Genomic DNA, 20,648 nt, shown 5'->3' with positions numbered 1-20,648 from the left:
GTGATCGGGGCGGGTGGCGGGGTCGCTCCGGGCCGGCCGCCGTGCCACGATCAGTACATGGGTCAGCTTCTCCTCCTCCTGGTCGTGGCGTTGACCGTCGCGGCGGTGGTTTTCGGCGTGACGGTGCTGGTCAGCGGTCGTGATCCCGGGCTGGTGCCGGTCGAGCCGGATTCGCAGGCCGTGGCGTTGCCGGGCACCCGCCCGTTGCGCGAATCCGACGTGGGGGCGGTCCGTTTCGACACCGCGCTTCGCGGGTACCGGATGGACCAGGTCGATCAGGCGTTGCGCCGTGCCGCCTACGACATCGGCTACAAGTCCGAGCTGATCGGCGTACTGGAGTCGGAGGTCATCGCGTTGCGTGAGGGGCGCACCGACGACGCGGACGTGCTGCGCGAAGCCCGCGAACAGTCGACGAACAAGGTCATGACCGCGGACACGGCCGAGCAGGGCGAGGCGGTCGAGTCGGGCAGTGCGGTGGAGCCGGGTAAGGACGCGCCGTTCACCGGCGAGGCGGGCTCGGCCCCGGTCGGCTCGACGACCCCCGACCCGCTGCCCGCCGCCACCTCGTCCCCGGCGGATTCCGACGGGGTGGCCCCGGCCACCGCCCCGGCCACGGACGAGTCGGCCGATCGTGAGCAGACCGCCGACGGCACCGAGCAGCGCGACGCGGTGGTTCGGTCGGAGTCGGCATGACCGACCCGGAGGGCGCCGACGATCTTCGGGAGGCGGCCCGACCCGGTGCCGGTGAGGTGACCGCCACGGTGATCGTCGACGCCCCCGCGGAGCGGGTCTTCGCGGCGTTGCTCGCCTGGGAACGTCAGTCCGACTGGATCCCGTTCACCAGTGTCCGGGTGGTCGAGGGCGACGGGCGCGAGGGCAGCCGGATCGAGGCGGTCACCGCGCTCGGCCGGGCCACACTGCGCGACGAGATGCGTGTGGTCCGCGTCGACGAGCCGTACGAGATCGGCGTGGTGCACCACGGCCAGCTTCTGCGCGGCCCGGGCGTGCTGCGCTGCACCCAGCTCGGCCGGGACCGGACCCAGGTCGTCTGGCACGAGTGGTTCCACCTGCCGGGCGGCTGGGCGGGTCGACTGGCGTGGCCGGTGCTCTGGCCCGGCTCCAAGCTCGGCCTCACCCAGGCGCTGAAGAGGTTCGCCCGTCTGGTCGAGCAGGGCCGGCTGCCCTGACCGGGCGGCCGGAGGCAATGGGGTGTCGGACCGATGCCCTAGCGTGTACGACGTGACTGACCTGGTGATCGGCGCCGATGGGCTGGCTCGCTGCGCCTGGGGGTCGAGCACCCCCGACTACGCCATCTACCACGACACCGAGTGGGGGCGGCCGCTGCGCGGCGACGACGCGCTCTACGAGCGGATGACGCTGGAGGCGTTCCAGTCCGGGTTGTCCTGGCTGACCATCCTGCGCAAGCGTCCGGCGTTCCGGCTGGCGTTCGACGAGTTCCACATCCCGACCGTCGCCAACTACGACGACGGCGACGTGACCCGGTTGCTCGCCGACGCCGGCATCGTCCGCAACCGGGCCAAGATCGAGGCGGCGATCGCCAACGCCCGCGCCGCACTGGAGCTGCCCGAGGGCCTGTCCGCGCTGCTCTGGTCCTTCGCGCCGGAGCCCCGGCCTGTTCGCCCCGCCTCGTTCGCCGAGCTCGCGCCGATCACCCCCGAGTCGACGGCGATGGCCAAGGCACTCAAGAAGCGCGGCTTCCGGTTCGTCGGCCCGACCACCGCGTACGCGCTGATGCAGGCCACCGGGATGGTCGACGATCACATCGTCGGCTGTCACGTCACAGCTGCACCGGTGGCGTGATGAGATGGCAGACATGACGACCGAGACCGCGCACCGGGCCGGCTCGGCCGGCAACGCCGACGGGGTGGGTGCCTGGGCGGTGCTGCTGCCCGCCGAGCGGTACGAGGCCGAGCGGCTCGTGCACCACGACACGTTGGAGCTGACCGGGCTGACCGACGTCACACGGCCCGGCCCGGGCGACCAGGTGGCCGTGCTCGTCGACGCCCCGCCACGGCTGGTGGCGCTCGGCCGGGTCAGCACACCGAGTCGACGCCACCGGGAAGACCCGGACGACCCACAGTCCCCGACCGAGCCGGCGGCGCTCGTCGTCGCGTACACCCGACGGGCCTTCGACGAGCCGGTGCCGGCCGACCTGCTGACGCTCGACGGGCCGGTCACCGCACTCGACCCGGCGGCCTTCCGGGCGCTGGCCGACCAGCTCGGCCCGCCCCCGGCGCGGCGCACCTGGCTGGTCAGCCTCGACCTGCCGATCGAGGCCGGCACGCCCGCCGAGGCGGTTCGGGTCTTCTGGTCCTACGTGCAGGAGTTGGGCCCGCGTGAGCTGCCCGCCTTCGTCTCCCCGGCCGGTGACGAGCTGGCCATGCAGGCGTTCGTGCTGGGCGAGCAGGCCAACCAGGACCCGGAAGAGGACGACTAGCACCAACGCCCTGGTGCCCCTCCGTGCACCCGGACCGGGTCGCCCCACTCTCAGCTGAGCGGTGGCTGACCGCCGTGGCCGTCGCCTTTCCATTTGTGTTCGTCGATGTTAACGTTAACTTAACTTCGTCGTCTGCCGGTCGGCACAATCCTCGGCGAAGGCCCGGTGGGATCGGAGAACGCTGATGGCCACATCCGGCAGGACTCTTCGGGTGCACTCGCTCGCGGCGACGGTGGTGACGGTGTGCGCTCTCGCCGCCACAGTCTCGATGGCTTCTGCCGCGTCCGCCTCCGCGACCATCACCGTGGCCGCCGACGGCAGCGGCGACTACACGACCGTGCAGGCGGCGATCGACAGTGTCGCGGCGAACAACGGCGTTCCGGTCACCATCACCATCAAACCCGGCACCTACCGCGGCGTCGTCACCATCCCCGCCAACAAGCCCTACCTCACGTTGGCCGGCGCCGGCGGCTCCGCCGCCCAGGTGGTGATCGTCGAAGGGCGCGCGGCCGGCCACACCAAGCCCGGTGGCGGTACGTACGGCACGTCCGGCAGTGCCTCGGTCTTCGTCAACGCCAACGACACCACGATCAGAAATCTGACCATGTCGAACGACTTCAACGAAGCCGCCAACACCCTCGACGCCGAGCAGGCCGTCGCCGTCAACACCTCCGGCGACCGGGTGCAGTTCGACAACGTCCGAGTCCTCGGCAACCAGGACACCCTGCTGGTCAACGCACCGAGCGTCAGTTCGGTCCGACGCCTCTACGTCCGTAACTCCTACGTAGAGGGTGACGTCGACTTCATCTTCGGGCGGGGCACGATGGTCTTCCAGAACGGCACCGTGCACTCGCTCACCCGGGGCTCGTCGTCGAACAACGGCTACATCACCGCTGCGGCCACCGACATCAACAACAAGTTCGGCTTCCTGTTCTGGGGCACCACGCTGACCAGCAACGCTCCCGCAAGGACCGTCTATCTGGGCCGGCCCTGGCACCCCAGCGGCGACGTCAACGCCCGTGGTCAGGTCCTCTACCGGGGCGCCGCGATGGGCGCGCATGTCCGCACCGACCCCTGGACCGACATGTCCGGCTTCTCGTGGAAGACCGCCCGCTTCGCTGAGTACGGCAGCACCGGGGCCGGCGCGGTCATCAACGCCAACCGGCCCCAGATGAGCGCCTCCACCGCCACCCAGTACACCCCCACCGCCTACCTGGCGGGTAACGACGGCTGGAACCCCATCCGATGACGAAGATCCGTTCCCTCGACGACGGTCACCGTCTCGTGCGCGCGCACACCCTTCTGAACGCATTGGCAAAGGCGCGTACCGCGGCCCTCATCGCGGTGGCCGCCGGGGTGCTCGCCGCAGGTCTGCCGGTCCTCAGCGCCGAAGCCGCGGTCGGTGACGGCACACCGGCCGACTCGAACATCAGCTTCGTGGGCCGGTGGAACAAGACGAACGCCTCGGCCTACGTGCCCTACTGGGCCGGTGCGTACGTGCGGGTCGGGTTCACCGGCAGGACGGTGAAGCTCAGGCAGCGCAACACCATCCAGCTGTGGGCCAGCATCGACGGTAGGGCGTTCACATCATTCACCGGCTCCGGCACGATCAACCTGACGCCGACCGCGCTGGCGGCCGGCAACCACACGTTGATCGTCAGCTACCGGCAGGTGGCCGGCTCCTACACCGGTGACGCGGTCTTCCAGGGGCTGATCCTGGAGTCGGGCGCGCGCACGTTCATGCCGCCGGCCCGCCCCAAGCTTGTCGAGTTCATCGGTGACTCGATCACCGCAGGCGCCACGAGCAGTCAGCTTGCCGTGACGGACTACGGCTTCAAGGTCGGTGAGACGCTCGGCTACGACCACACCCAGATCGCGATCGGTGGCATGTGTCTGGCTGAGACGACCGATGGATGCTGGGCCCAGACGACACGCTACTGGATGTCGTCCGGTGGCCAGGCCGGCACCGACCAGTGGGACTTCTCCCGCTACACGGCCGACGGTGTGGTGATCAACCTGGGGACCAATGACAAGAGCCACGGCGTGAGCGCCGCAGCCTTCCAGGCGACGTACACCACGTTCCTCGCGAGGATTCGCGCCAGATTTCCGAACGCGAAGCTCTTCGCCATGCGGACGTTCATCGGTCGTTATGCGGCGGAGACCGAGGCGGCGGTGCGGGCACGCAACGCCGCGGGTGACGCCGACGTGTTCTACGTGGACACCACCGGCTGGTTGCCGTCCAGCGGTCTGAGCGACTCGGTGCACCCGAACGACGCGGGCCACCAGGCCATCACCGACAGGTTGGCCCCGGTCCTCAGCGCACGACTGACCACGACCCCGGCCCCCACGACTGCGCCGACCACTCCTGCGGCCGGGGCCTGCGCGGTCACCTACCGCAAGACCGGCGACTGGGGTACGGGTGCCCAGTTCGACGTGACAATCGGCAACACCTCCACCGTCCCGGTCGACGGTTGGTCACTGACCTGGTCCCTGCCAGGCAGCCAGCGCATCACGCAGTCCTGGAACTCGACAGTCACCCAGACCGGCGCTGCGGCCACGGCGGCGAACGCCCCCTGGAACGCGGTCATTCCGGCCGCCGGTTCGACAAGCTTCGGGTTTGTCACCGACAGCCCGCTCGACGCAGCGACCGGTTTCGCCCTCAACGGCTCCCCGTGCGCCCTCGTCACGTGATGGCGAGCGTCTCCGACCAAGGTAGGAGTAGCCCGATGAAGCTTCGCCGATCGCGTCTCGTGGTCCTGGCGGCAACGGTCCTGACCGTCGCGGCCAGTGGGCTCGGCATCGCCACCGCCCAGGCCGCCACTCCGGCCTGCGGTGTCGAGTACCGGGTCACCAGCCAGTGGACCGGCGGGTTCGGAGCCGATGTCGTCGTCACGAACCTCGGTGACGCGGTGACCAACTGGGCCGTGGGTTGGAGCCTCGCCCCCGGGCAGGGCGTGACGCAGGCGTGGAACGCCGCCGTCACGGTCACCGGCACGGCGGTGACCGCCACCAACGTGAGCTACAACGGTGCCGTCGGCTCTGGCGCATCGGTCAGCTTCGGCTTCACCGGCTCGTGGAGCGGCAGCAACCCGGTGCCGTCGTCGTTCTCGTTCAACGGCACCACCTGTGCCGGCCCACCGGCAGCGACCCCCACCGCACAGACGCCGACGCCGACGCCGACGTCAACGCCCTGCCCCGACCCGAGCACGCCGACGCCGACCCCTTCCACGTCGCCGGCACCCGCCCCGATCAGGGTGTGGATGGCCGGCGACTCCACGATGATGAATGCCAGTTCCTGTCCCATCGGCTGGGGCAGCCAGTTCGCGTCCTACGTCACGTCGGACGTCACAGTGCAGAACAGTGCCGTCGGCGGTCGCAGCATCCAGACGTGGCTGTACGAGGGCAATGTGACCTCCACCAAGAACTCGGCCGGCGAGTGCACGCTCAGCTCGACTGCCTACAGCGCCCGGTGGTCGGCGATGCTGAACACCAACAGCGGCTTCAAGACCGGTGACTATCTGATCATCCAGTTCGGCATCAACGACGGTGACTCGGCCTGCCCACGACACGTTGGCACCAACCGCTTCAAGGACCTGCTCAGCGTCATGGCGACGGCTGCCAAGGCCAGAGGCGTGAAGCCGATCTTCGTCACCCCGGTCGCGGCAATCACCTGTAGCGGCAGCACCGCCGTCGGCAATCGCGGTTTCGTCGCCGAGACGACGACTGCGGCCGCCGCGAACGGCGTACCAGTCATCGACCTGCACGCGAAGAGCGTGGCGCTCTACAACACGCTCAGGTTGTGCCCGAACGACGGTAACTACTCGACGGGCGCGGTCGGTGCGTTCTTCTGCAACGACCACACCCACTTCGAGGCCGCCGGCGCCAGACAGATCGCCGGCCTGATCGCCACCGCCCTCAGGGCGCAGAGCATCCCGCTCGCCGCCTACCTGAAGTGACAGCCGTCCCTCCGGCGGCGTGTACGACCGGATGCTGAGCGGCCCGGGCGGGCAACGTGCCCGTCCGGACCGCCGCCCGGACTCCGCCTCGGCTCGACCGAGGACTTCGACACAGGCCCTAGAACAGCTTGTCCACGCGCCCCCGCCAGTCGGCGAGGACCGGGCCCGGGTCGGTGTCCAGCACCCGCTCCAGCAGCGTGGCGTAGACGTCCCGGAAGTCGGTGGTGTATTTCAGGTCGCCGTCGTCGAGGTCGGTGAGGCTCGGTGGTGCGCCGTGCCAGCCACCCCGGACGCCCTCGCCGAGCAGCAGCACGTCCGAGGCGGTGCCGTGGTCGGTGCCGTCCGAGGCGTTGGCCCGTACTCGACGGCCGAACTCGGAGTAGACCGCCACCACCACCTTCCGGCCCGCCTCGGTGCGGCTCATCCGGTCGGTGAACGCGGTCAACGCCCGGTCCAGCTGACCCAGCAGCACCGCCTGCAACTGCTTCTCGTCGGCGTGCGTGTCGAAGCCGCCGAGCGACACCGAGAAGGCCCGGGTGGACACTCCCGCCTCGACGCACTGCGCGACGAGGTCGAGCTGCGCGTCGAGCGGGGTGCGCGCCCCACCGGTGGCCGTCGCGGGGGCCTGCTCGCCGTCCGGCTCCGCCGTGTCCGGGTCGGCGGAGTCGCGTACCTGGCGGATCATCTCGTCGACCGACCGTAGGTCGGCGAAGCAGGCGGCGGCGCGACCCCGGGCCGCCGACTCGCCCGACTCGGCGGCGGCAAACGCGGTCAGCGTCTCCGCCGGCAGTCCCTTGGCGGCCTTCCGGTCCGTCACCGGCACTGCCGCACCGGCGCTGCGCGCCCCGGCCAGCAGCGGCGGCAGCGCCGGTTCGAAGGAGACCGCCAACCGGGGGTCGCCACCGGCCCGGTCCAGCCAGCGCCCGAGCCAGCCGGTGGTGCCCGGCCGATCCGGTTGCGCGGTGTGCCAGATGTCCATCGACCGGAAGTGGCTGCGGTCCGGCTTCGGGTAGCCGACTCCACGCACGATCGCCAGCCCACCGCTGGACCAGCGCTGGTGCAGGCCGGCAAGCGCCGGGTTGAGACCGAAGTCGTCGTCCAAGCGCCGCACCTCCCCGTCCGGGTACGCCAGCTCCGGGCGGGCGGCCCGGTAGGCCGGGTCGCCGTACGGGATGACCGTGTTGAGCCCGTCATTGCCCCCGTAGAGGGTGACAAGCACCAGCGTGCGGGACTGCGGGTCGCGGTCTCCGGCGGTGTCCAGCAGGTCCCGCAGGCCATACGCGCCGGCCCCGGCGGCCAGCGCACCCGCGCCGACCACCCCACTGGTCAGCAGGAACCTGCGTCGGGTCACCGTGTCCATGTCGACTCCTCCGCTCAGCTGACTGTGTATTCGGGGCTGACCAGGCCGGCGGCCAGCAGCTTGCGGGGCTCACCGGCCAGCGGGGTGAGGGCGGCGCGGGTGCGTGCCCCCCAGCCGTCGACCACGAGCAGTCGGGCCAGCGCGTCCGGTCGGCCGGCGGTGGGCGCGGCGGTCAGCCGGGCCAGCACCGCTGGTGCCGTCGCGGCGGCGAGCACACCGGCCGTCCGCAGCCGGGCCTGCAACGACGACGTGGTCAGCCAGGCCACCCCGGCCGGCCAACCGCCCACGCTCGGCGGGCGTAACGGCACCTGGTCCAGCGCGTTCAGACCGGCCAGCAGTTGCCGACGTTGCTGCTCGGGCAACGCGGACGGTCGGATGCCGAGCTGCCGCAGGGCACCGACCAGCCACTCCACCGGCTGTTTCACGAGCGTGCCCCGGGTCTGCGCGAAGGCCGGCGCGGAGAGGAGCGCACGGAGTGTCGCGATGGTGTCCGCGCCGGCCAGGCCGTCAGGTGCCGGGGTGTCGGTGCCGGCGTAGCGGAACCAGAGCCGCCCGGCCACGAACGTCGCCGCCGCCGGCTGGGCGGCCAGCAGACCGGCGTACGCCTCGGCGTCGAACCGGCCGCTCTGCCCGAGGATGCTCTTCTCGCCGGGGTCGTGCCGGCGGGCCTCGAAGCTGGCCGCACCGGTCCGCCGGTCGACCACCCAGCCGGTCAGGGCCCGCGCGCCGGCTTTCACGTCGGCCTCGCCGTATGCGCCGATGCCGAGGGTGAACAGCTCCATCAGTTCCCGGGCCAGATTCTCGTTCGGTGCCTTGCGGGTGTTCTTCTGCCCGTCCAGCCAGACGATCAGGGCGGGGTCGCGCACCATCGCGCCGACGAGTGGGCCCAGCGCCCCACGACCGTGCCGGCGCAGCGTCTCCAACTGGCCCACCATCAGCCGCGCCGACTTGACCTTCTGCGCGCTGGTAGCCCAGTGCCCGTGCCAGAAGAAGAGCAACTTCTCGGTCAGCCCGTCCTCGGCGGCCACCATCCGGTCCAGCCACCACTCGGTGACCTGCTGGAGTTGCTTGCGGCGCTCCGCGCTGGCCTTTTGCCGCTGCTCCCGGGTGGAATCCTTGGTCAGCGCGGCGTACGGGTCGGCGGGCAGCGTGGGGATCGGTGTGGCCGCCGCACCCCGGTCCGTGGCGGGCGGGGTGAGAAGCCGGTCCATTGTCGCCGCCGGCCCGGCCCGCTCGGCCGCGTCCACCTCGTCCGCGGTCGGCCCGAAGGTGGCCCGGCGCAGCAGGTGCGCCACCGCTTCACGATCACTCATACCGGCCGACGTTAGGCGGCACGTGTTCGAGGACGGTAAGGGCGGCGTCCGGATCGCGTTCAGCGTCCCTCGAAGACCGGTTTCTGCTTCGCGACGAAGGCCGACGTGGCCGCCCGGTGGTCGGCGGTGGCACCGCAGATCGACTGGGCCTGCGCCTCGGCGGAGAGAGCGTCGGCGAGGGTGCCGGCGTCGGCGATGGAGAGTTGCCGCTTGATCGCTCCGTACGCGACCGTCGGACCGGCGGCGAGGCGGGCGGCCAACTCCTGGGCGACCGGCAACACCTGCTCGTCGTCGTCGGTCAACCGGTTGAGCAGGCCCAACCGGCAGGCCTCCTCGGCGCGGACCGGCTCGGCGAGCAACAGCAGCTCCACCGCCTTGGCGTGGCCGACCAGTCGGGGCAACGTCCAGGAGGCGCCGGTGTCGGCGGCGAGCCCGATCTTGGCGAAGGCCATCAGGAAACTGGTGGTCGGACCGCCGACGCGGATGTCGGCCAGGAACGCGAGCGAGGCACCCGCCCCGGCGGCCATTCCCCGGACCGCGGCGATCACCGGCTTGGGCAGGTTGGCGAGCCGGGCGGCGATCGGGTTGTAGTGCGCCCGCACGGTGCCCAACGGGTCACTGGAGGAGTTCTCCAGGGTCGCCACGTGCTCGCGCAGGTCCTGACCGGCGCTGAACGACCCGCCGGCCCCGGCCAGGACGACGGCGCGGCAGGACCTGTCGGTCTCCAGCTCCGCCAGGGCGTCCCGCAGCGCCTCCTTGAGCGCCACGTCGAGCGCGTTCATCGCGTTCGGCCGGTTCAACGTGAGGGTGACGACAGCGTCGGTCCGGTCGACGAGCAGCGGCTCGGTCACGTGTCTAACGACCCTTCTGTCGGACGATGCGGTTGCCGGCGTCGAGGCACTGTTCGACGTACCGGTCGGCGGCCGGACGCAGGCGGGCCGCGTGCCGGTCGAAGAAACTGGCCGCGGCGGTGCCGGGCCACCGCTCGGGCAGCAGCGCCGGGGGCAGCTGCGGATCCTGGAAGAGGAACGTACGCCACGCGTGCACGAGGCGGAACCGCGTGGCGTACGCCTCCTCGTCGCTGCTGCGCACCGTGACCGCGGCGAGTAGCGGGCGCTGCTCGGCGACGAACCGCTCGTAGGCGCGGCCGATCTCGGCCAGGTCCCAGGCCCGTCGGACCACGCCCATCGCGCCGGGTGTGCCGGAGAAGTGCGCGGCGGTGAACCGCTCGAACCGGATGCCCGTCTCGGCGAGGAGCAGGTCGACGTCCTCGGCGGGGCGGGTGGCGACCCAGGTCTGCTCGTCGAGCGTCCCGTAGCCGAGGAAGCTCAGGTTGGCGGCGAGCCGCTGGCGGTCCCGTCGGGAGCCGGGGGCCTCCAGCACCAGCAGATCGAACCGGCCGTCCCAGGTGACCCGGCCGGTCCGGTAGATCCGGGCCGCTGCCTCGTCGAGTCGTCGGGCGGCTTTCGGTGTGATCGAATATCCCGGTCCGGAGACCAACCGGAGGGGCTCGAGCCAGCCCTGGCGCACCATCCGGGAGACGGCGGTGCGAACTGCTGGCGGTGCGATTCCCAGCGGCGCCAGCAGCTTGACCAGGGCAGCGACCGGTGCCCGGCCACCCCTCGGACGGAGGTGGTCGCCGTACAGGTCGAAGAGTGCCGACCGTGCCTGCATGACCGCACATTGTGACAGGCCTTCTCAAGATAAGCTAGATGCTGTTACATCAATGCTGCTCCGGTTTGGGTCCGGCGGTGTTCATCAGGGAAAATCGTTTGTTGACACCCCCGTGACCATTGCGGGTGGTCGTGACGAAGTGGCTGTGGGGCAACCCACCGACCCTGGTGTAGGTCTGAGGGGAGACAACATGGCGGCGATGAAGCCGCGGACGGGCGACGGTCCGCTGGAAGTCACCAAGGAGGGGCGGGGCATCGTCATGCGGGTCCCGCTGGAGGGCGGTGGCCGGCTCGTCGTCGAGATGACTCCCGACGAGGCCAACGCGCTCGGTGACGCACTGAAGGCAGCGGCCGGCTGAGTAAGGAGTGCTCCGGGCGGCGTGAGCCGCCCGGAACGTTCTTCAGACCCTGAGCCACCGGGATCGCCGGTGGCTCAGGGTCTTCACTGCTGCGGGTAGGCAGTTCGCTGCCGGTCCGCGACTCATTCCTGGAGGTTCGGTTCCGCGTGCTCGCCATCCGTCTGATCGCCGAGCCCGACCGGCTCGACGTCCTCGTCCTGCCCGTCCGTCCCGCCGATCCGACGGCGGAAGGTGACACCGCGGCCGAACCCGTGTCGACAGCCGTGGCGGCCCCGGACGGGACGGCCGACGAGGCGGCTGCGCTGGCATCAGCGGCCCGACTGACCGGCCGAGCCGGTGAGATCCACACCCAACTGCGTCCCGCGCGTACCCCCGGCCGGCTGCTGCTCCTCGGCGTCGGCGACGGCGACGAGGCGGCCTGGCGGACGGCCGGCGCGACAGTGGCCCGCTCCGCCGCAGCTGAGACTCATATCACCATCGCGCTGCCGGCCGAGGTGACCCTGGCCGCAGTGCGCGGGTTGACCGAGGGGCTGCTGCTCGCCCCCTACCGCTTCCGGCTCACCGAGGCCGGCGACCGACCGGCGCTCACGAGCGTCGACCTGCTGCTCGCCGACCCGACCGGGTACGAGGACACCGTCGCCACGGCCCGCACCACTGCCGCGATGACCCATCTCGCCCGGGATCTGACCAACACCCCGTCCTCGGTGAAGACCCCGCAATGGTTCGCCGACCAGGTGGCCAGCGCCGCAGCCGACCTTCCGGACCTGCGGCTGCGGGTCCGTGGCCCGGCCGAACTCACCACCGAGGGCTTCGGCGGCATCCTCGCCGTGGGCGGCGGCTCCGCCAGCGGGCCCCGGCTCGTCGAACTGGACTGGCACCCCGTCGACGCGCGCACCCACGTGGTGCTGATCGGCAAGGGCATCACCTTCGACACCGGCGGCATCTCGATCAAGCCGGTGGCGTCGATGAAGCTGATGCGCAAGGACATGGCCGGCGCGGCCGCCGTCGTCGCCGCCACACTGGGCGCCGCCGCGCTGCGGCTGCCGATCCGGATCACCACATTGGCCCCCCTCGCCGAGAACATGGTCAGCGGCTCGGCGTTCCGCCCCGGCGACGTCATCCGGCACTACGGCGGCACGACGAGCGAGACCACCAACTCCGACGCCGAGGGCCGTCTGGTCCTCGCCGACGCGCTGGCGTACGCGGCGCAGCAGCTCAAGCCGGACCTGCTGCTCGACCTGGCCACGCTCACCGGCGCGAACTCGGTGGCGCTGGGGAAGCGCACCGCCGCCCTGTACAGCGACAACGACGACCTGGCCGCCGGTGTGCTCGCCGCGGCCGAGGCGGCCGGCGAGTCGGCGTGGCGGATGCCGCTGCACACCGACTACGTCGAGTACCTGGGCAGCGAGATCGCCGACCTCTACAGCGCACCCACGCAGGGCGCCGGCTCGGTGCTGGCCGCGCTCTACCTGCGCGAGTTCACCGGCGAACTACGGGACCGCTGGCTGCACCTGGACATGTCCGCCCCGTCCTGGGCCGACGGCGACCAGGCCGAGGTCAGCCGCGGCGCCACCGGCTGGGGCGTCCGGTCGTTGCTGCGCTGGCTCGCAGACGTCAACTAGGGCCTGGGTCAGCACTTCACCGCGGCGAGCACTCCGTGGCCGACCGGAAGCAGCGCGGGGATCCAGTGCTCCGACTCCCGGAGCGCCTTGATCGTCTCGCGGACCGTCACCGTCTCCGCGTCCCGGGCGGACGGGTCGCCGATCCGGCCGCCGGCCAGCACACCGTTGAGCGCCAGCACGCCCCCCGGGCGCAACAGCCGCAGCGCCGCCTCCACACAGGCATGGAAGCCGGTCGCCTCCGCGTCCACGAAGACCAGGTCGTACGCGCCGTCGGCGAGCCGGGGCAGCACGTCGAGCGCCCGACCGGTGATGATCCGGGTACGGCCGGCCGCGAAGCCCGCCTCGGCGAAGATCCGCCGGGCGATCCGTTGGTGCTCCACTTCGACGTCGATGGTGGTGAGCACGCCGTCGGCGCGCATGCCGCGCAGCAACCAGACGCCGCTCACCCCGGTGCCGGTGCCGATCTCCACCACCGCACGGGCGTTGCCGGCGGCGGCCAGCAGCCGCAGCGCCGCCCCCGCGCCAGCGGTGACCGCGTCGAGACCCACCTCCCGGGCCAGACTGCGGGCGGTACGAAGAACGAGATCCTCGGTGACGTACGACTCGGCGAAGTGCTGGGCCTGTGACGTCGAACTGCCGGAACCGGCGACCGTGGCGATGGGGCACCTCCGGGGGCGGTGCGTGGTGCGGGGGCGGGTTGGCACTGTGAGCGTAGAGGCGACCGTCGTGGGGCGCAGCCGCGCCTCCGCCGGAAGCGATCGCCGGGGCAACCGCTGACTGTGCCGCGTCCATCCGTGCAATCCTGGAGGCGGTATCCCGTCAGCCGCGACCAGACCGGCCCGTGGCCGGGCGACGCGGCGCGGGATCCGGGGACGGACTGGGAGGCACCGACGTGACCGACGGCTGGGACTGGCGCCGGGGCGGTGAGACTCCGGCTCCGGCGCAACCGCCCGGGGCAGGAGCCCCGTCGGTGGGGCCGCCGACCATGCCGGGGGCTGACCGGCCGCCCCTCGCCCCGCCAGGCGGCGCACCGGCACCGGGTTGGCCGCCGCCTTCGGGCGGACCGGCACCGGGTTGGCCGCCGCCTTCCGGGGCACCGGCACCGGGTTGGCCGGCACCTTCCGGGGCACCGGCTGGCGGTTGGCCGGCGCCTTCCGGTGGTGCGGCACCGGGCTGGCCGGCACCGGCTGCGGGTGGGTCCAACCCGGCCGAGGCGTCGCCCTGGTGGTCGGACGCGCTCGCCGACCCCTGGCGTGACCCGGCGGCACCCACCGCCGTGGTGGTGCCCGGGGTGGTGGCCCCCGGCACCGAGCCCGAGCCGGTCACCGACCCCGACGCGCCGGGTCGGCCCACACTGCGGCACCTGTTGCTCATCCCCGTGATCACCGCGCTGCTGGCCGGCACCCTCGGCGGTGCGCTGGGCTACGCGTTCGCGGTGCGCGGCGGCGCTGGTGCGGCGGCGGTCCTCGGTGGTGCGCCCGCTGAGGTGCCGGCGCTGGCGCAGCGCAAACCGGAGTCGTTGGCCGGGGTCGCCGAGCGGATCCTGCCCAGCGTCGTCACCGTGCGGGTGAGCAGCCTCGGCGGGACCAGCGAGGGCTCCGGGTTCATCGCCACCGCCGACGGCCACGTCATCACCAACGACCACGTGATGGCCGGCGGCACCGGCAAGGCCTCGGTGGTCTTCAACGACGGCAGCACCGCGCCCGCGACGATCGTCGGGCAGGACGCGGAGTCGGACATCGCGGTGATCAAGGTGAGCCGTCCCGGGCTGCGGCCGGTGGAGTTCGGCGACTCCGACGCGCTTGCGGTCGGCGATCCCGTGCTCGCCGTCGGCTCGCCGTTGTCGCTCGCCAACACGGTCACCGCGGGCATCGTGAGCGCTCTGGACCGGACCATGCAGGCCGGCGAGCCGGGCGGCCCCGTGCGCTACTACGCCGCCATCCAGACCGACGCGGCGGTCAACCACGGCAACTCGGGCGGCCCCCTCGTCGACGGCGCCGGCCGGGTGGTCGGGGTGAACTCGACGATCAAGTCCCTCGTCGCCGAGGGGCAGGAGGCGGGCAACATCGGGCTCGCCTTCGCCATCCCGATCAACCAGGCCAAGCGGGTGACCCAGGACATCATCGGCACCGGCAAGGCCCGGCGTACGGTGATCGGCGCCCGGCCGGACGACCAGACCGGGGTTGCCGGCGGTGGCCTGCGGCTGGCCGAGGTGGAGCCGTCCGGCCCCGCGGACGGCGCCGGCTTGAAGGTCGGCGACGTGATCCTCAAGATCAATGGACGGCCGATGACCGAGCCGACGGACCTCACCGCCTTGGTCCGCAAGTACGCGCCGGGCTCGGTCGTGACCGTGGAGTACCGGCGGGGTTCCGCGCGGCAGAACACGTCGGTAACTCTCGCTGCGGACGCAAAGTGAACAGCGGCGCACCCCTTGCCCGAAAGCCGTCCGGCGTGCGTAGTCTTGCTGCTGACGCCGAGAGGAGGCCCGCGGGATGCTCGACAACCTGAACTGGTGGGAGATCGGTGCGCTGCTGCTCCTGGCGCTGCTGATCTTCGGCGACCGGCTCCCCGCCGTGATCACCGACGGCCTGCGGCTGGTGCGCAACCTGCGCAACATGGCCCGCAACGCCACCGGCGACCTGAGCCGCGAGCTGGGCACCGACATTCAGCTGGAAGACCTGCACCCGAAGGCGTTCATCCGCAAGCACCTCCTCAGCGAGGAGGACGAGGCGGCGATCCGCAAGCCGTTGCAGGGTGTCTACGACAACCTGCGAGCGGACGTCAGCGGCGTGCACAACGACCTGAAGGACGTGGCCAACGCCGCCGACCTGCGGTCGAACGGGACCCGGCCCGGCACTGCCACCAGCACTCCCTCGGCCCCGGCCCCCCGGGCCAGCTACGACGACGCCACCTGACCGACCCGTACCCCCTGACCGGCTGGCCCCCGCGCCGCCCGGACCCGTCCGGATTGTCCCGGTCCGGGGCCCGGCACCTGTCCTGGGCCTCGCACCTGGTCTGCTCAACTCGGGTTCCCGGAAGGCGCGGTATCCCACGCCGGTTGAAGACCCGATTTCCTGAAACCCGAGTTGACCATGCCGGCAGTGCCGGCCGGCACCGGCCGGACCCACGCCCCGTTGGCATAAGCACTGCAAGCCAACGCCGGCCGTCGCCATGCCGCCAGGTCATGCCGGCGTGGCTGGGCCATCCGCGCGACCGACACCGCCGGGTCCGGCGAGGCCCCGCCCGACACGACTCAGCCCGCCGGCCACCAGGGCCGACGGGCTGGAACGGTGTTCGGGTTGGTCAGCGACCTGCAGGCTTGAGGCCGAGGGGCTTGCCGAGCAGTGACTCGCGGCGTAGGGCGAGCCGGTCGGCGATGGTGCCGAGTGCGTGCGCCGCCGGGGAGTCCGGTGCGGCCAGCACGATCGGGTTGCCGGCGTCGCCGGCCTCGCGGACGCGGGTGTCCAGCGGGATCTGACCGAGCAGTGGCACGTGGGCGCCGATGGTCCGGCTCAGCGACTCGGCGACGGCGGTGCCGCCACCGGCGCCGAAGATCTCCATCCGGGAACCGTCGGGCAGCTCCAGCCAGGACATGTTCTCGATGACGCCGACCACCCGCTGGTGGGTCTGGAGGGCGATCGCGCCGGCCCGTTCCGCCACCTCGGCGGCGGCGGTCTGCGGGGTGGTGACGATCAGGATCTCCGAGTTGGGCAGCAGTTGGGCCAGCGAGATGGCCACGTCACCCGTGCCCGGGGGCAGGTCGAGCAGGAGCACGTCGAGGTCGCCCCAGTAGACGTCGGCCAGGAACTGCTGCAGGGCCCGGTGCAGCATCGGGCCACGCCACACGACGGCGGCGTTGCCGGACGTGAACATGCCGATGGAGATGACCTTCACGCCGTGCGACTGCGGCGGCATGATCATGTCTTCGACCCGGGTGGGCCGGGCCTCCGTCCCGAGCATCCGGGGCACCGAGTGGCCGTAGATGTCCGCGTCGACCACCCCGACGGAGAGCCCACGGGCGGCGAGCGCCGCCGCCAGGTTGACAGTGACGCTCGATTTGCCGACGCCGCCCTTGCCGCTGGCCACCGCGTACACGCGGGTGCGCGAGCCGGGCTGGGCGAACGGGATGACCGGCTCCTCGGTGGCGCCGCCGCCGCGCAGCTGTGACTGCAACGACTGCCGCTGATCGGGGGTCATCACCCCGAAGTCGATCTCGACACCGGTGACACCGGGCACGGCGGCGACGGCAGCGGTGATGTCGTTACGCAGCTTGTCCTTCAGCGGGCAGCCGGCGACGGTGAGCAGCAACTCGACGCGGACGACACCGCTGGCACCGATCGTGGCGGAACGGACCATGCCCAGCTCGGTGATGGGCCGGCGGATCTCCGGGTCGTTGACGGTGGCCAGGGCGGCCTGGATCGCGTCCTCGACGGTGCTCACGGGTGCTGACATGCCCGCAATGCTACGTCGCGGGGCATCCGCCGCCGCCGCTGCCCGGGGCGGTGTGAGCCAATCGATGGCAGGTCGGTCAGCCCTCCGAGCGGCGCGGGTCGGCGCCGTCCGGCCGAGCCTTCCGGGTGAAGTCGCCGTCCAGGTCGTCGCGGGGTTCGTCCAGGCCGACAGCGTCGGGCGGCCGCTGACCCCGTCGCTCCTGCCAGTTGTCCTTCTCCTGCTGGCGGCGCTCCAGCCGTTGCCGGCGCTGCCCCACCTCGTCCAGTTCCTCGGCCAGCCGGGTCAGCTCGGAGCGGAGGAAGTCGCGGGTGGCGACCTCACCCAGCGCGATCCGCAGGGCCGCGATCTCCCGGGCCAGGTACTCGGTGTCCGCCTTCTGCGCGGTGGCCCGCCGCCGGTCCTCCTCCAGGGCCACCCGGTCCCGGTCGGCCTGCCGGTTTTGGGCCAGCAGGATCAGCGGGGCCGCGTAGCTGGCCTGCAACGACAACACCAGGGTCAGGAACGTGAAGGTGTACGGGTCGAAGCGCAGGTTCGCCGGGGCCACCGTGTTCCAGACGAACCAGATCGCGATCACCACGGTCATGACCACTATGAAGTTCGCGGTGCCCATGCCCCTGGCGATGCCCTCGGACCACCTGCCGAACGCCTCCGCGTCGAACCGGGGCAGCTTCACACCCCGGGGCTCGCGTGGCTGGTCGAGACGTTCCGTCCGCCGCTGCTCAGCCATCCGAGTCGTCCAACGCGGTGTCGCTGGTGCCCGAGGCGGTCAGGGCGTCGCGGTCCCGCCAGTCCCGGGGCAGCGAGTGGTCCAGCACGTCGTCCACCGTCACGGCGCCCACCAGCCGGTTGTTGCGGTCGATCACCGGCATGGCGACCAGGTCGTAGGTGGCCATCCGGCGGGTGATCTCGGGCAGCGGCGTGGTGGGGCGCAGCGGGTCGATGTCGTTGACCACCACCTTGCCCAGCAGGTCGGCAGGGGGTTCGCGCAGCAGCGCCTGGAAGTGCACCATGCCCAGGTAGCGGCCGGTCGGCGTGTTCTGCGGAGCCCGGGTCACGAAGACCTGCGCGGCGACGGCGGGGGAGAGCTGGGGCTCCCGGATGCGGGCCAGCGCCTCGGCGACGGTGGCGTCCGGCGGCAGGATGACCGGCTCCGAGGTCATCACGCTGCCGGCCGTGCCCGGGGTGTACTTCAGCAGCTGACGTACCGGGTCGGCCTCGTCCGGCTCCATCAGGTCCAGCAGCACGTCCTGCTCAGGTGGGGGTAGCTCGTTGAGCAGGTCCGCCGCGTCGTCCGGGTCCATCTCCTCCAGGACGTCGGCGGCCCGCTCCCGGTCGAGGCCGGCGAGGATCTCCACCTGGTCGTGCTCCGGCAGCTCACTGAGCACGTCGGCAAGCCGCTCGTCGTCGAGCGCGGCCGCCACCTCGTTGCGCCGTGCGTCGGGCAGATCCTGCAACGCGTTGGCCAGGTCGGCGGGGCGCATGTCCTCCAACACGGCGAGCAGGTTCGCCGTACCCCGGTTGTCGGCGATGCCGCTGAGCCCGCGCACCCGGTCCCACTCGACCTGGTGCAGGTGGCCGCGACGGCTGAGCCGACCGGTCTGCTCGCGTACGGCGACACGGGTCAGTGACCACTCGCCGCCCCGGGTGCACTCCATGGCGATGTCCACCACCGCGCCGGGCTGACCACCGGGGTCGAGTTGCACCCGCCGGTCGAGCAGTTCCTGAAGCACCAGCAGCTCGTTGGCGCGCTTCTCGAACCGGCGCAGGTTGAGGGTGCCGGAGCCGAGCACGACGGCGTCTGCGTCGATGGAGGTGATCCGGTTGATGGACAGGAAGATCCGACGACGCATCGGCATCTCGGCGACGAGTCCCACCACCTCGGGCGGACGCTTCGTCGCCCGGAGCCGGGCCACGGCATCACGAACCCGGCCCACCTGATCGCCGTTCGGGTCGAAGACGGCGACTCCGGCGAGCCGGGCGATGTAGATCCGGGTCGGCGTACTCACGGGCACCAGCCTAAGCGCCTAGTGTTTATCAACATGTCGACCTTGGCCTACGAGATCGTGGACGTCTTCACCGATCGCCCCTTTGCCGGTAACCCGCTGGCTGTGGTGTTCGGCGCGGAGGCGCTGGCCACCGAGCAGATGCAGGCACTCGCGCTGGAGTTCAACCTGTCCGAGACGGTGTTCGTGCTGCCGCCGACCCAGGTCGGTGTCACCTATCGGGCCAGGATCTTCACTCCGGTGGAGGAGTTGCCGTTCGCTGGGCACCCCAGTGTCGGCGCGGCGGTCACCGCGTACCGGCGGGGCATGTTCGGTGTGGGGCAGGTCACCCAGGAGTGCCGGGCCGGTGTGCTGCCGATCGAGGTGACCGCCACCGGGGCGACGCTCACCGGCGGCGCTCCGACGCTCGGCCCGGAGCTGGACCCGGAGCCGTTGCTGGAGATCGCCGGGTTGGTCGCCGACGACCACGTCGGGCCCGCCCCCCGCGTCGCCGGCTGTGGGCTGGAGTTCCCGTACCTGCCGGTGCGGCCGGAGTCGGTGGCCCGCGCCCGGGTGGACCCGGCGGCGGCGCAGCGGTACGGGGTGTCGCACGTGAGCGTCTTCTCCTGGGACGCCGCCGCGCAAACCGCGCACGCCCGGGTTTTCGTGCCGGGGATCGGCGTTCCGGAGGACCCGGCGACCGGTTCGGCGGCGCTCGGCCTGGGTGTCTGGCTGGTGGCGAGTGGTCTGTTGCCGGGCGAGGGGCGGTCGGAGTACGCGGTCCGTCAGGGTGTGGAGATGAACCGCCCGTCCGCGTTGGCCTGCACTGTCACCGCGGCGGACGGGGTGGCGGTCGGCGCGACGGTCGCCGGTCAGGTGATGCCGGTGGCCCGGGGCGAGATCGCCGTGCCACCGTTTGTGGGCTGAGCGGAGGTGCCGATGCGGGAGGATGCGGGTGTGACGGACGACGACGCTCCGGAGAGCACACCGCTTGTCGACGAGGCGATGAAGAAGGCCGCCGTGGCCTGGGTCAGTGTTGCCGAAGGGCCGGCGTTCGCACTCTGGTGTGCACCCCTGGAGGGCGCGCTCCTGGTGGTCAGCGGGCCGGGCGAGCAGGCCGCGCCGGGTCTGGCCGAGGCGACCGAGGCCCAGGTCACCCTGCGCGGCGACCACGGCGGTCGGATCGTCACCTGGCCGGCCCGGGTGACCCGGTTGCTTCCGGGCACCGAGGCGTGGGACACCACAGCGCCGCTGGTGGCGGCGAAGCGCCTCAACGCGCCCGGTCCGACCGCCGACCTGGTGGCCCGGTGGGCCGCCGACGGGTGCGCGGTGAACCGGCTCGCCCCGGCGGGTACGCCGCTGACCGGGGCGGAGTTGCCGGCTGACGCGCAGGCCGAGCCGCCCCGGCCGACTCCGGCGGTTCGGGCCACCCGCAAGCCGTTCCGGCTGCACCGGGTCCGCCGCCGCTGACCG

At 71.8% G+C, this 20,648-nt stretch carries 22 protein-coding genes; 14 read left to right on the top strand and 8 right to left on the bottom strand.

Features of this window, described 5'->3' with window-relative positions; genetic code table 11:
• Nucleotides 1-57 precede the first annotated feature (57 nt).
• The 7 genes from ABZ406_RS10535 (at nt 58) to ABZ406_RS10505 (ending at nt 6,414) form a co-directional block, all read left to right on the top strand.
• On the top strand, nt 58-693 hold the full coding sequence (locus ABZ406_RS10535) for a DivIVA domain-containing protein (RefSeq protein WP_357758500.1): 636 nt from the start codon (nt 58-60) through the stop codon (nt 691-693).
• Entirely contained in the window at nt 690-1,187 is a 498-nt protein-coding gene (locus ABZ406_RS10530) for an SRPBCC family protein (protein ID WP_357758498.1), read from the top strand. Before ABZ406_RS10535 ends, ABZ406_RS10530 begins: the two co-directional genes overlap by 4 nt.
• A gap of 52 nt (nt 1,188-1,239) precedes the next feature.
• Nucleotides 1,240-1,821: a DNA-3-methyladenine glycosylase I gene (locus ABZ406_RS10525; protein WP_357758495.1), complete on the top strand. Its 582-nt coding sequence runs from the start codon at nt 1,240-1,242 to the stop codon at nt 1,819-1,821.
• Between the two features lie 13 nt (nt 1,822-1,834).
• The gene (locus ABZ406_RS10520) at nt 1,835-2,458 is read left to right on the top strand and encodes a hypothetical protein (protein WP_357758492.1); all 624 of its coding nucleotides are present in this window, start codon (nt 1,835-1,837) and stop codon (nt 2,456-2,458) included.
• A 184-nt stretch (nt 2,459-2,642) separates the two neighbouring features.
• Nucleotides 2,643-3,707, top strand: a complete 1,065-nt coding sequence (locus tag ABZ406_RS10515) for a pectinesterase family protein (protein WP_357758490.1) — start codon at nt 2,643-2,645, stop codon at nt 3,705-3,707.
• Nucleotides 3,704-5,149 (top strand): cellulose binding domain-containing protein, encoded by a 1,446-nt coding sequence (locus ABZ406_RS10510; protein ID WP_357758487.1) that lies wholly within the window; start codon nt 3,704-3,706, stop codon nt 5,147-5,149. The genes ABZ406_RS10515 and ABZ406_RS10510 overlap by 4 nt, the downstream gene beginning before the upstream one ends.
• Nucleotides 5,150-5,184: 35 nt before the next feature.
• Nucleotides 5,185-6,414: a cellulose binding domain-containing protein gene (locus ABZ406_RS10505; protein WP_357758484.1), complete on the top strand. Its 1,230-nt coding sequence runs from the start codon at nt 5,185-5,187 to the stop codon at nt 6,412-6,414.
• Between the two features lie 118 nt (nt 6,415-6,532).
• Here the strand turns inward: ABZ406_RS10505 and ABZ406_RS10500 are convergent, their stop codons facing one another.
• The 4 genes from ABZ406_RS10500 to ABZ406_RS10485 are packed head-to-tail and all read right to left on the bottom strand — an operon-like array spanning nt 6,533 to nt 10,761.
• Nucleotides 6,533-7,774 (bottom strand): DUF1501 domain-containing protein, encoded by a 1,242-nt coding sequence (locus ABZ406_RS10500; protein ID WP_357758481.1) that lies wholly within the window; start codon nt 7,772-7,774, stop codon nt 6,533-6,535.
• Between the two features lie 14 nt (nt 7,775-7,788).
• Nucleotides 7,789-9,087: a DUF1800 domain-containing protein gene (locus ABZ406_RS10495; RefSeq protein WP_357758478.1), complete on the bottom strand. Its 1,299-nt coding sequence runs from the start codon at nt 9,085-9,087 to the stop codon at nt 7,789-7,791.
• Between the two features lie 59 nt (nt 9,088-9,146).
• Nucleotides 9,147-9,938, bottom strand: a complete 792-nt coding sequence (locus tag ABZ406_RS10490) for an enoyl-CoA hydratase-related protein (protein ID WP_357758476.1) — start codon at nt 9,936-9,938, stop codon at nt 9,147-9,149.
• A 4-nt stretch (nt 9,939-9,942) separates the two neighbouring features.
• Nucleotides 9,943-10,761 carry a PaaX family transcriptional regulator C-terminal domain-containing protein gene (locus ABZ406_RS10485; protein WP_357758473.1) on the bottom strand — a complete coding sequence of 273 codons (819 nt, stop codon included), beginning with the start codon at nt 10,759-10,761 and terminating at the stop codon, nt 9,943-9,945.
• Nucleotides 10,762-10,951: 190 nt separating this feature from the next.
• On the opposite strand from ABZ406_RS10485, the gene ABZ406_RS10480 reads away from it, so the two are divergent.
• Nucleotides 10,952-11,119 (top strand): DUF3117 domain-containing protein, encoded by a 168-nt coding sequence (locus ABZ406_RS10480; RefSeq protein WP_007455245.1) that lies wholly within the window; start codon nt 10,952-10,954, stop codon nt 11,117-11,119.
• Between the two features lie 146 nt (nt 11,120-11,265).
• The gene (locus tag ABZ406_RS10475; protein WP_357758470.1) at nt 11,266-12,741 is read left to right on the top strand and encodes a leucyl aminopeptidase family protein; all 1,476 of its coding nucleotides are present in this window, start codon (nt 11,266-11,268) and stop codon (nt 12,739-12,741) included.
• An 8-nt stretch (nt 12,742-12,749) separates the two neighbouring features.
• Here the strand turns inward: ABZ406_RS10475 and ABZ406_RS10470 are convergent, their stop codons facing one another.
• Nucleotides 12,750-13,400: an O-methyltransferase gene (locus tag ABZ406_RS10470; protein ID WP_357758998.1), complete on the bottom strand. Its 651-nt coding sequence runs from the start codon at nt 13,398-13,400 to the stop codon at nt 12,750-12,752.
• A gap of 382 nt (nt 13,401-13,782) precedes the next feature.
• Between ABZ406_RS10470 and ABZ406_RS10465 the strand changes: the two genes are divergently transcribed.
• The 3 genes from ABZ406_RS10465 (at nt 13,783) to ABZ406_RS10455 (ending at nt 15,656) form a co-directional block, all read left to right on the top strand.
• Nucleotides 13,783-13,998 (top strand): hypothetical protein, encoded by a 216-nt coding sequence (locus ABZ406_RS10465; RefSeq protein ID WP_357758468.1) that lies wholly within the window; start codon nt 13,783-13,785, stop codon nt 13,996-13,998.
• Nucleotides 13,999-14,023: 25 nt separating this feature from the next.
• Nucleotides 14,024-15,157: a trypsin-like peptidase domain-containing protein gene (locus ABZ406_RS10460; protein WP_357758465.1), complete on the top strand. Its 1,134-nt coding sequence runs from the start codon at nt 14,024-14,026 to the stop codon at nt 15,155-15,157.
• A 76-nt stretch (nt 15,158-15,233) separates the two neighbouring features.
• Nucleotides 15,234-15,656 (top strand): preprotein translocase subunit TatB, encoded by a 423-nt coding sequence (locus ABZ406_RS10455; RefSeq protein ID WP_357758462.1) that lies wholly within the window; start codon nt 15,234-15,236, stop codon nt 15,654-15,656.
• Between the two features lie 388 nt (nt 15,657-16,044).
• Here ABZ406_RS10455 and ABZ406_RS10450 read toward each other — a convergent pair whose 3' ends face one another.
• The 3 genes from ABZ406_RS10450 to ABZ406_RS10440 form a co-directional block, all read right to left on the bottom strand.
• Complete coding sequence (locus ABZ406_RS10450; RefSeq protein ID WP_357758459.1) at nt 16,045-17,193, bottom strand: Mrp/NBP35 family ATP-binding protein; 1,149 nt, start codon at nt 17,191-17,193, stop codon at nt 16,045-16,047.
• Nucleotides 17,194-17,269: 76 nt separating this feature from the next.
• Nucleotides 17,270-17,920: a DUF1003 domain-containing protein gene (locus ABZ406_RS10445; protein ID WP_357758456.1), complete on the bottom strand. Its 651-nt coding sequence runs from the start codon at nt 17,918-17,920 to the stop codon at nt 17,270-17,272.
• Complete coding sequence (locus ABZ406_RS10440) at nt 17,913-19,199, bottom strand: CBS domain-containing protein (protein WP_357758454.1); 1,287 nt, start codon at nt 19,197-19,199, stop codon at nt 17,913-17,915. The genes ABZ406_RS10445 and ABZ406_RS10440 overlap by 8 nt, the downstream gene beginning before the upstream one ends.
• A gap of 33 nt (nt 19,200-19,232) precedes the next feature.
• On the opposite strand from ABZ406_RS10440, the gene ABZ406_RS10435 reads away from it, so the two are divergent.
• Nucleotides 19,233-20,102 carry a PhzF family phenazine biosynthesis protein gene (locus tag ABZ406_RS10435; RefSeq protein ID WP_357758451.1) on the top strand — a complete coding sequence of 290 codons (870 nt, stop codon included), beginning with the start codon at nt 19,233-19,235 and terminating at the stop codon, nt 20,100-20,102.
• Between the two features lie 12 nt (nt 20,103-20,114).
• The gene (locus ABZ406_RS10430) at nt 20,115-20,645 is read left to right on the top strand and encodes a hypothetical protein (RefSeq protein WP_357758448.1); all 531 of its coding nucleotides are present in this window, start codon (nt 20,115-20,117) and stop codon (nt 20,643-20,645) included.
• Nucleotides 20,646-20,648 lie beyond the last annotated feature (3 nt).

The sequence above is a fragment of the Micromonospora sp. NPDC005710 genome, from assembly GCF_040630995.1.
Classification (GTDB): Bacteria; Actinomycetota; Actinomycetes; order Mycobacteriales; family Micromonosporaceae; genus Micromonospora.
The sequence above is the reverse complement of the archived record's forward strand: the minus strand, read 5'-3'. Positions and strand labels throughout refer to the sequence as shown.

Coding starts and splice junctions, on each gene's coding strand:
- ABZ406_RS10535 (WP_357758500.1), top strand. CDS start 58: ATGGGTCAGCTTCTCCTCCTCCTGGTCGTGGCGTTGACCGTCGCGGCG.
- ABZ406_RS10530 (WP_357758498.1), top strand. CDS start 690: ATGACCGACCCGGAGGGCGCCGACGATCTTCGGGAGGCGGCCCGACCC.
- ABZ406_RS10520 (WP_357758492.1), top strand. CDS start 1,835: ATGACGACCGAGACCGCGCACCGGGCCGGCTCGGCCGGCAACGCCGAC.
- ABZ406_RS10515 (WP_357758490.1), top strand. CDS start 2,643: ATGGCCACATCCGGCAGGACTCTTCGGGTGCACTCGCTCGCGGCGACG.
- ABZ406_RS10510 (WP_357758487.1), top strand. CDS start 3,704: ATGACGAAGATCCGTTCCCTCGACGACGGTCACCGTCTCGTGCGCGCG.
- ABZ406_RS10505 (WP_357758484.1), top strand. CDS start 5,185: ATGAAGCTTCGCCGATCGCGTCTCGTGGTCCTGGCGGCAACGGTCCTG.
- ABZ406_RS10500 (WP_357758481.1), bottom strand. CDS start 7,774: ATGGACACGGTGACCCGACGCAGGTTCCTGCTGACCAGTGGGGTGGTC.
- ABZ406_RS10495 (WP_357758478.1), bottom strand. CDS start 9,087: ATGAGTGATCGTGAAGCGGTGGCGCACCTGCTGCGCCGGGCCACCTTC.
- ABZ406_RS10485 (WP_357758473.1), bottom strand. CDS start 10,761: ATGCAGGCACGGTCGGCACTCTTCGACCTGTACGGCGACCACCTCCGT.
- ABZ406_RS10480 (WP_007455245.1), top strand. CDS start 10,952: ATGGCGGCGATGAAGCCGCGGACGGGCGACGGTCCGCTGGAAGTCACC.
- ABZ406_RS10455 (WP_357758462.1), top strand. CDS start 15,234: ATGCTCGACAACCTGAACTGGTGGGAGATCGGTGCGCTGCTGCTCCTG.
- ABZ406_RS10450 (WP_357758459.1), bottom strand. CDS start 17,193: ATGTCAGCACCCGTGAGCACCGTCGAGGACGCGATCCAGGCCGCCCTG.
- ABZ406_RS10445 (WP_357758456.1), bottom strand. CDS start 17,920: ATGGCTGAGCAGCGGCGGACGGAACGTCTCGACCAGCCACGCGAGCCC.
- ABZ406_RS10435 (WP_357758451.1), top strand. CDS start 19,233: ATGTCGACCTTGGCCTACGAGATCGTGGACGTCTTCACCGATCGCCCC.
- ABZ406_RS10430 (WP_357758448.1), top strand. CDS start 20,115: ATGCGGGAGGATGCGGGTGTGACGGACGACGACGCTCCGGAGAGCACA.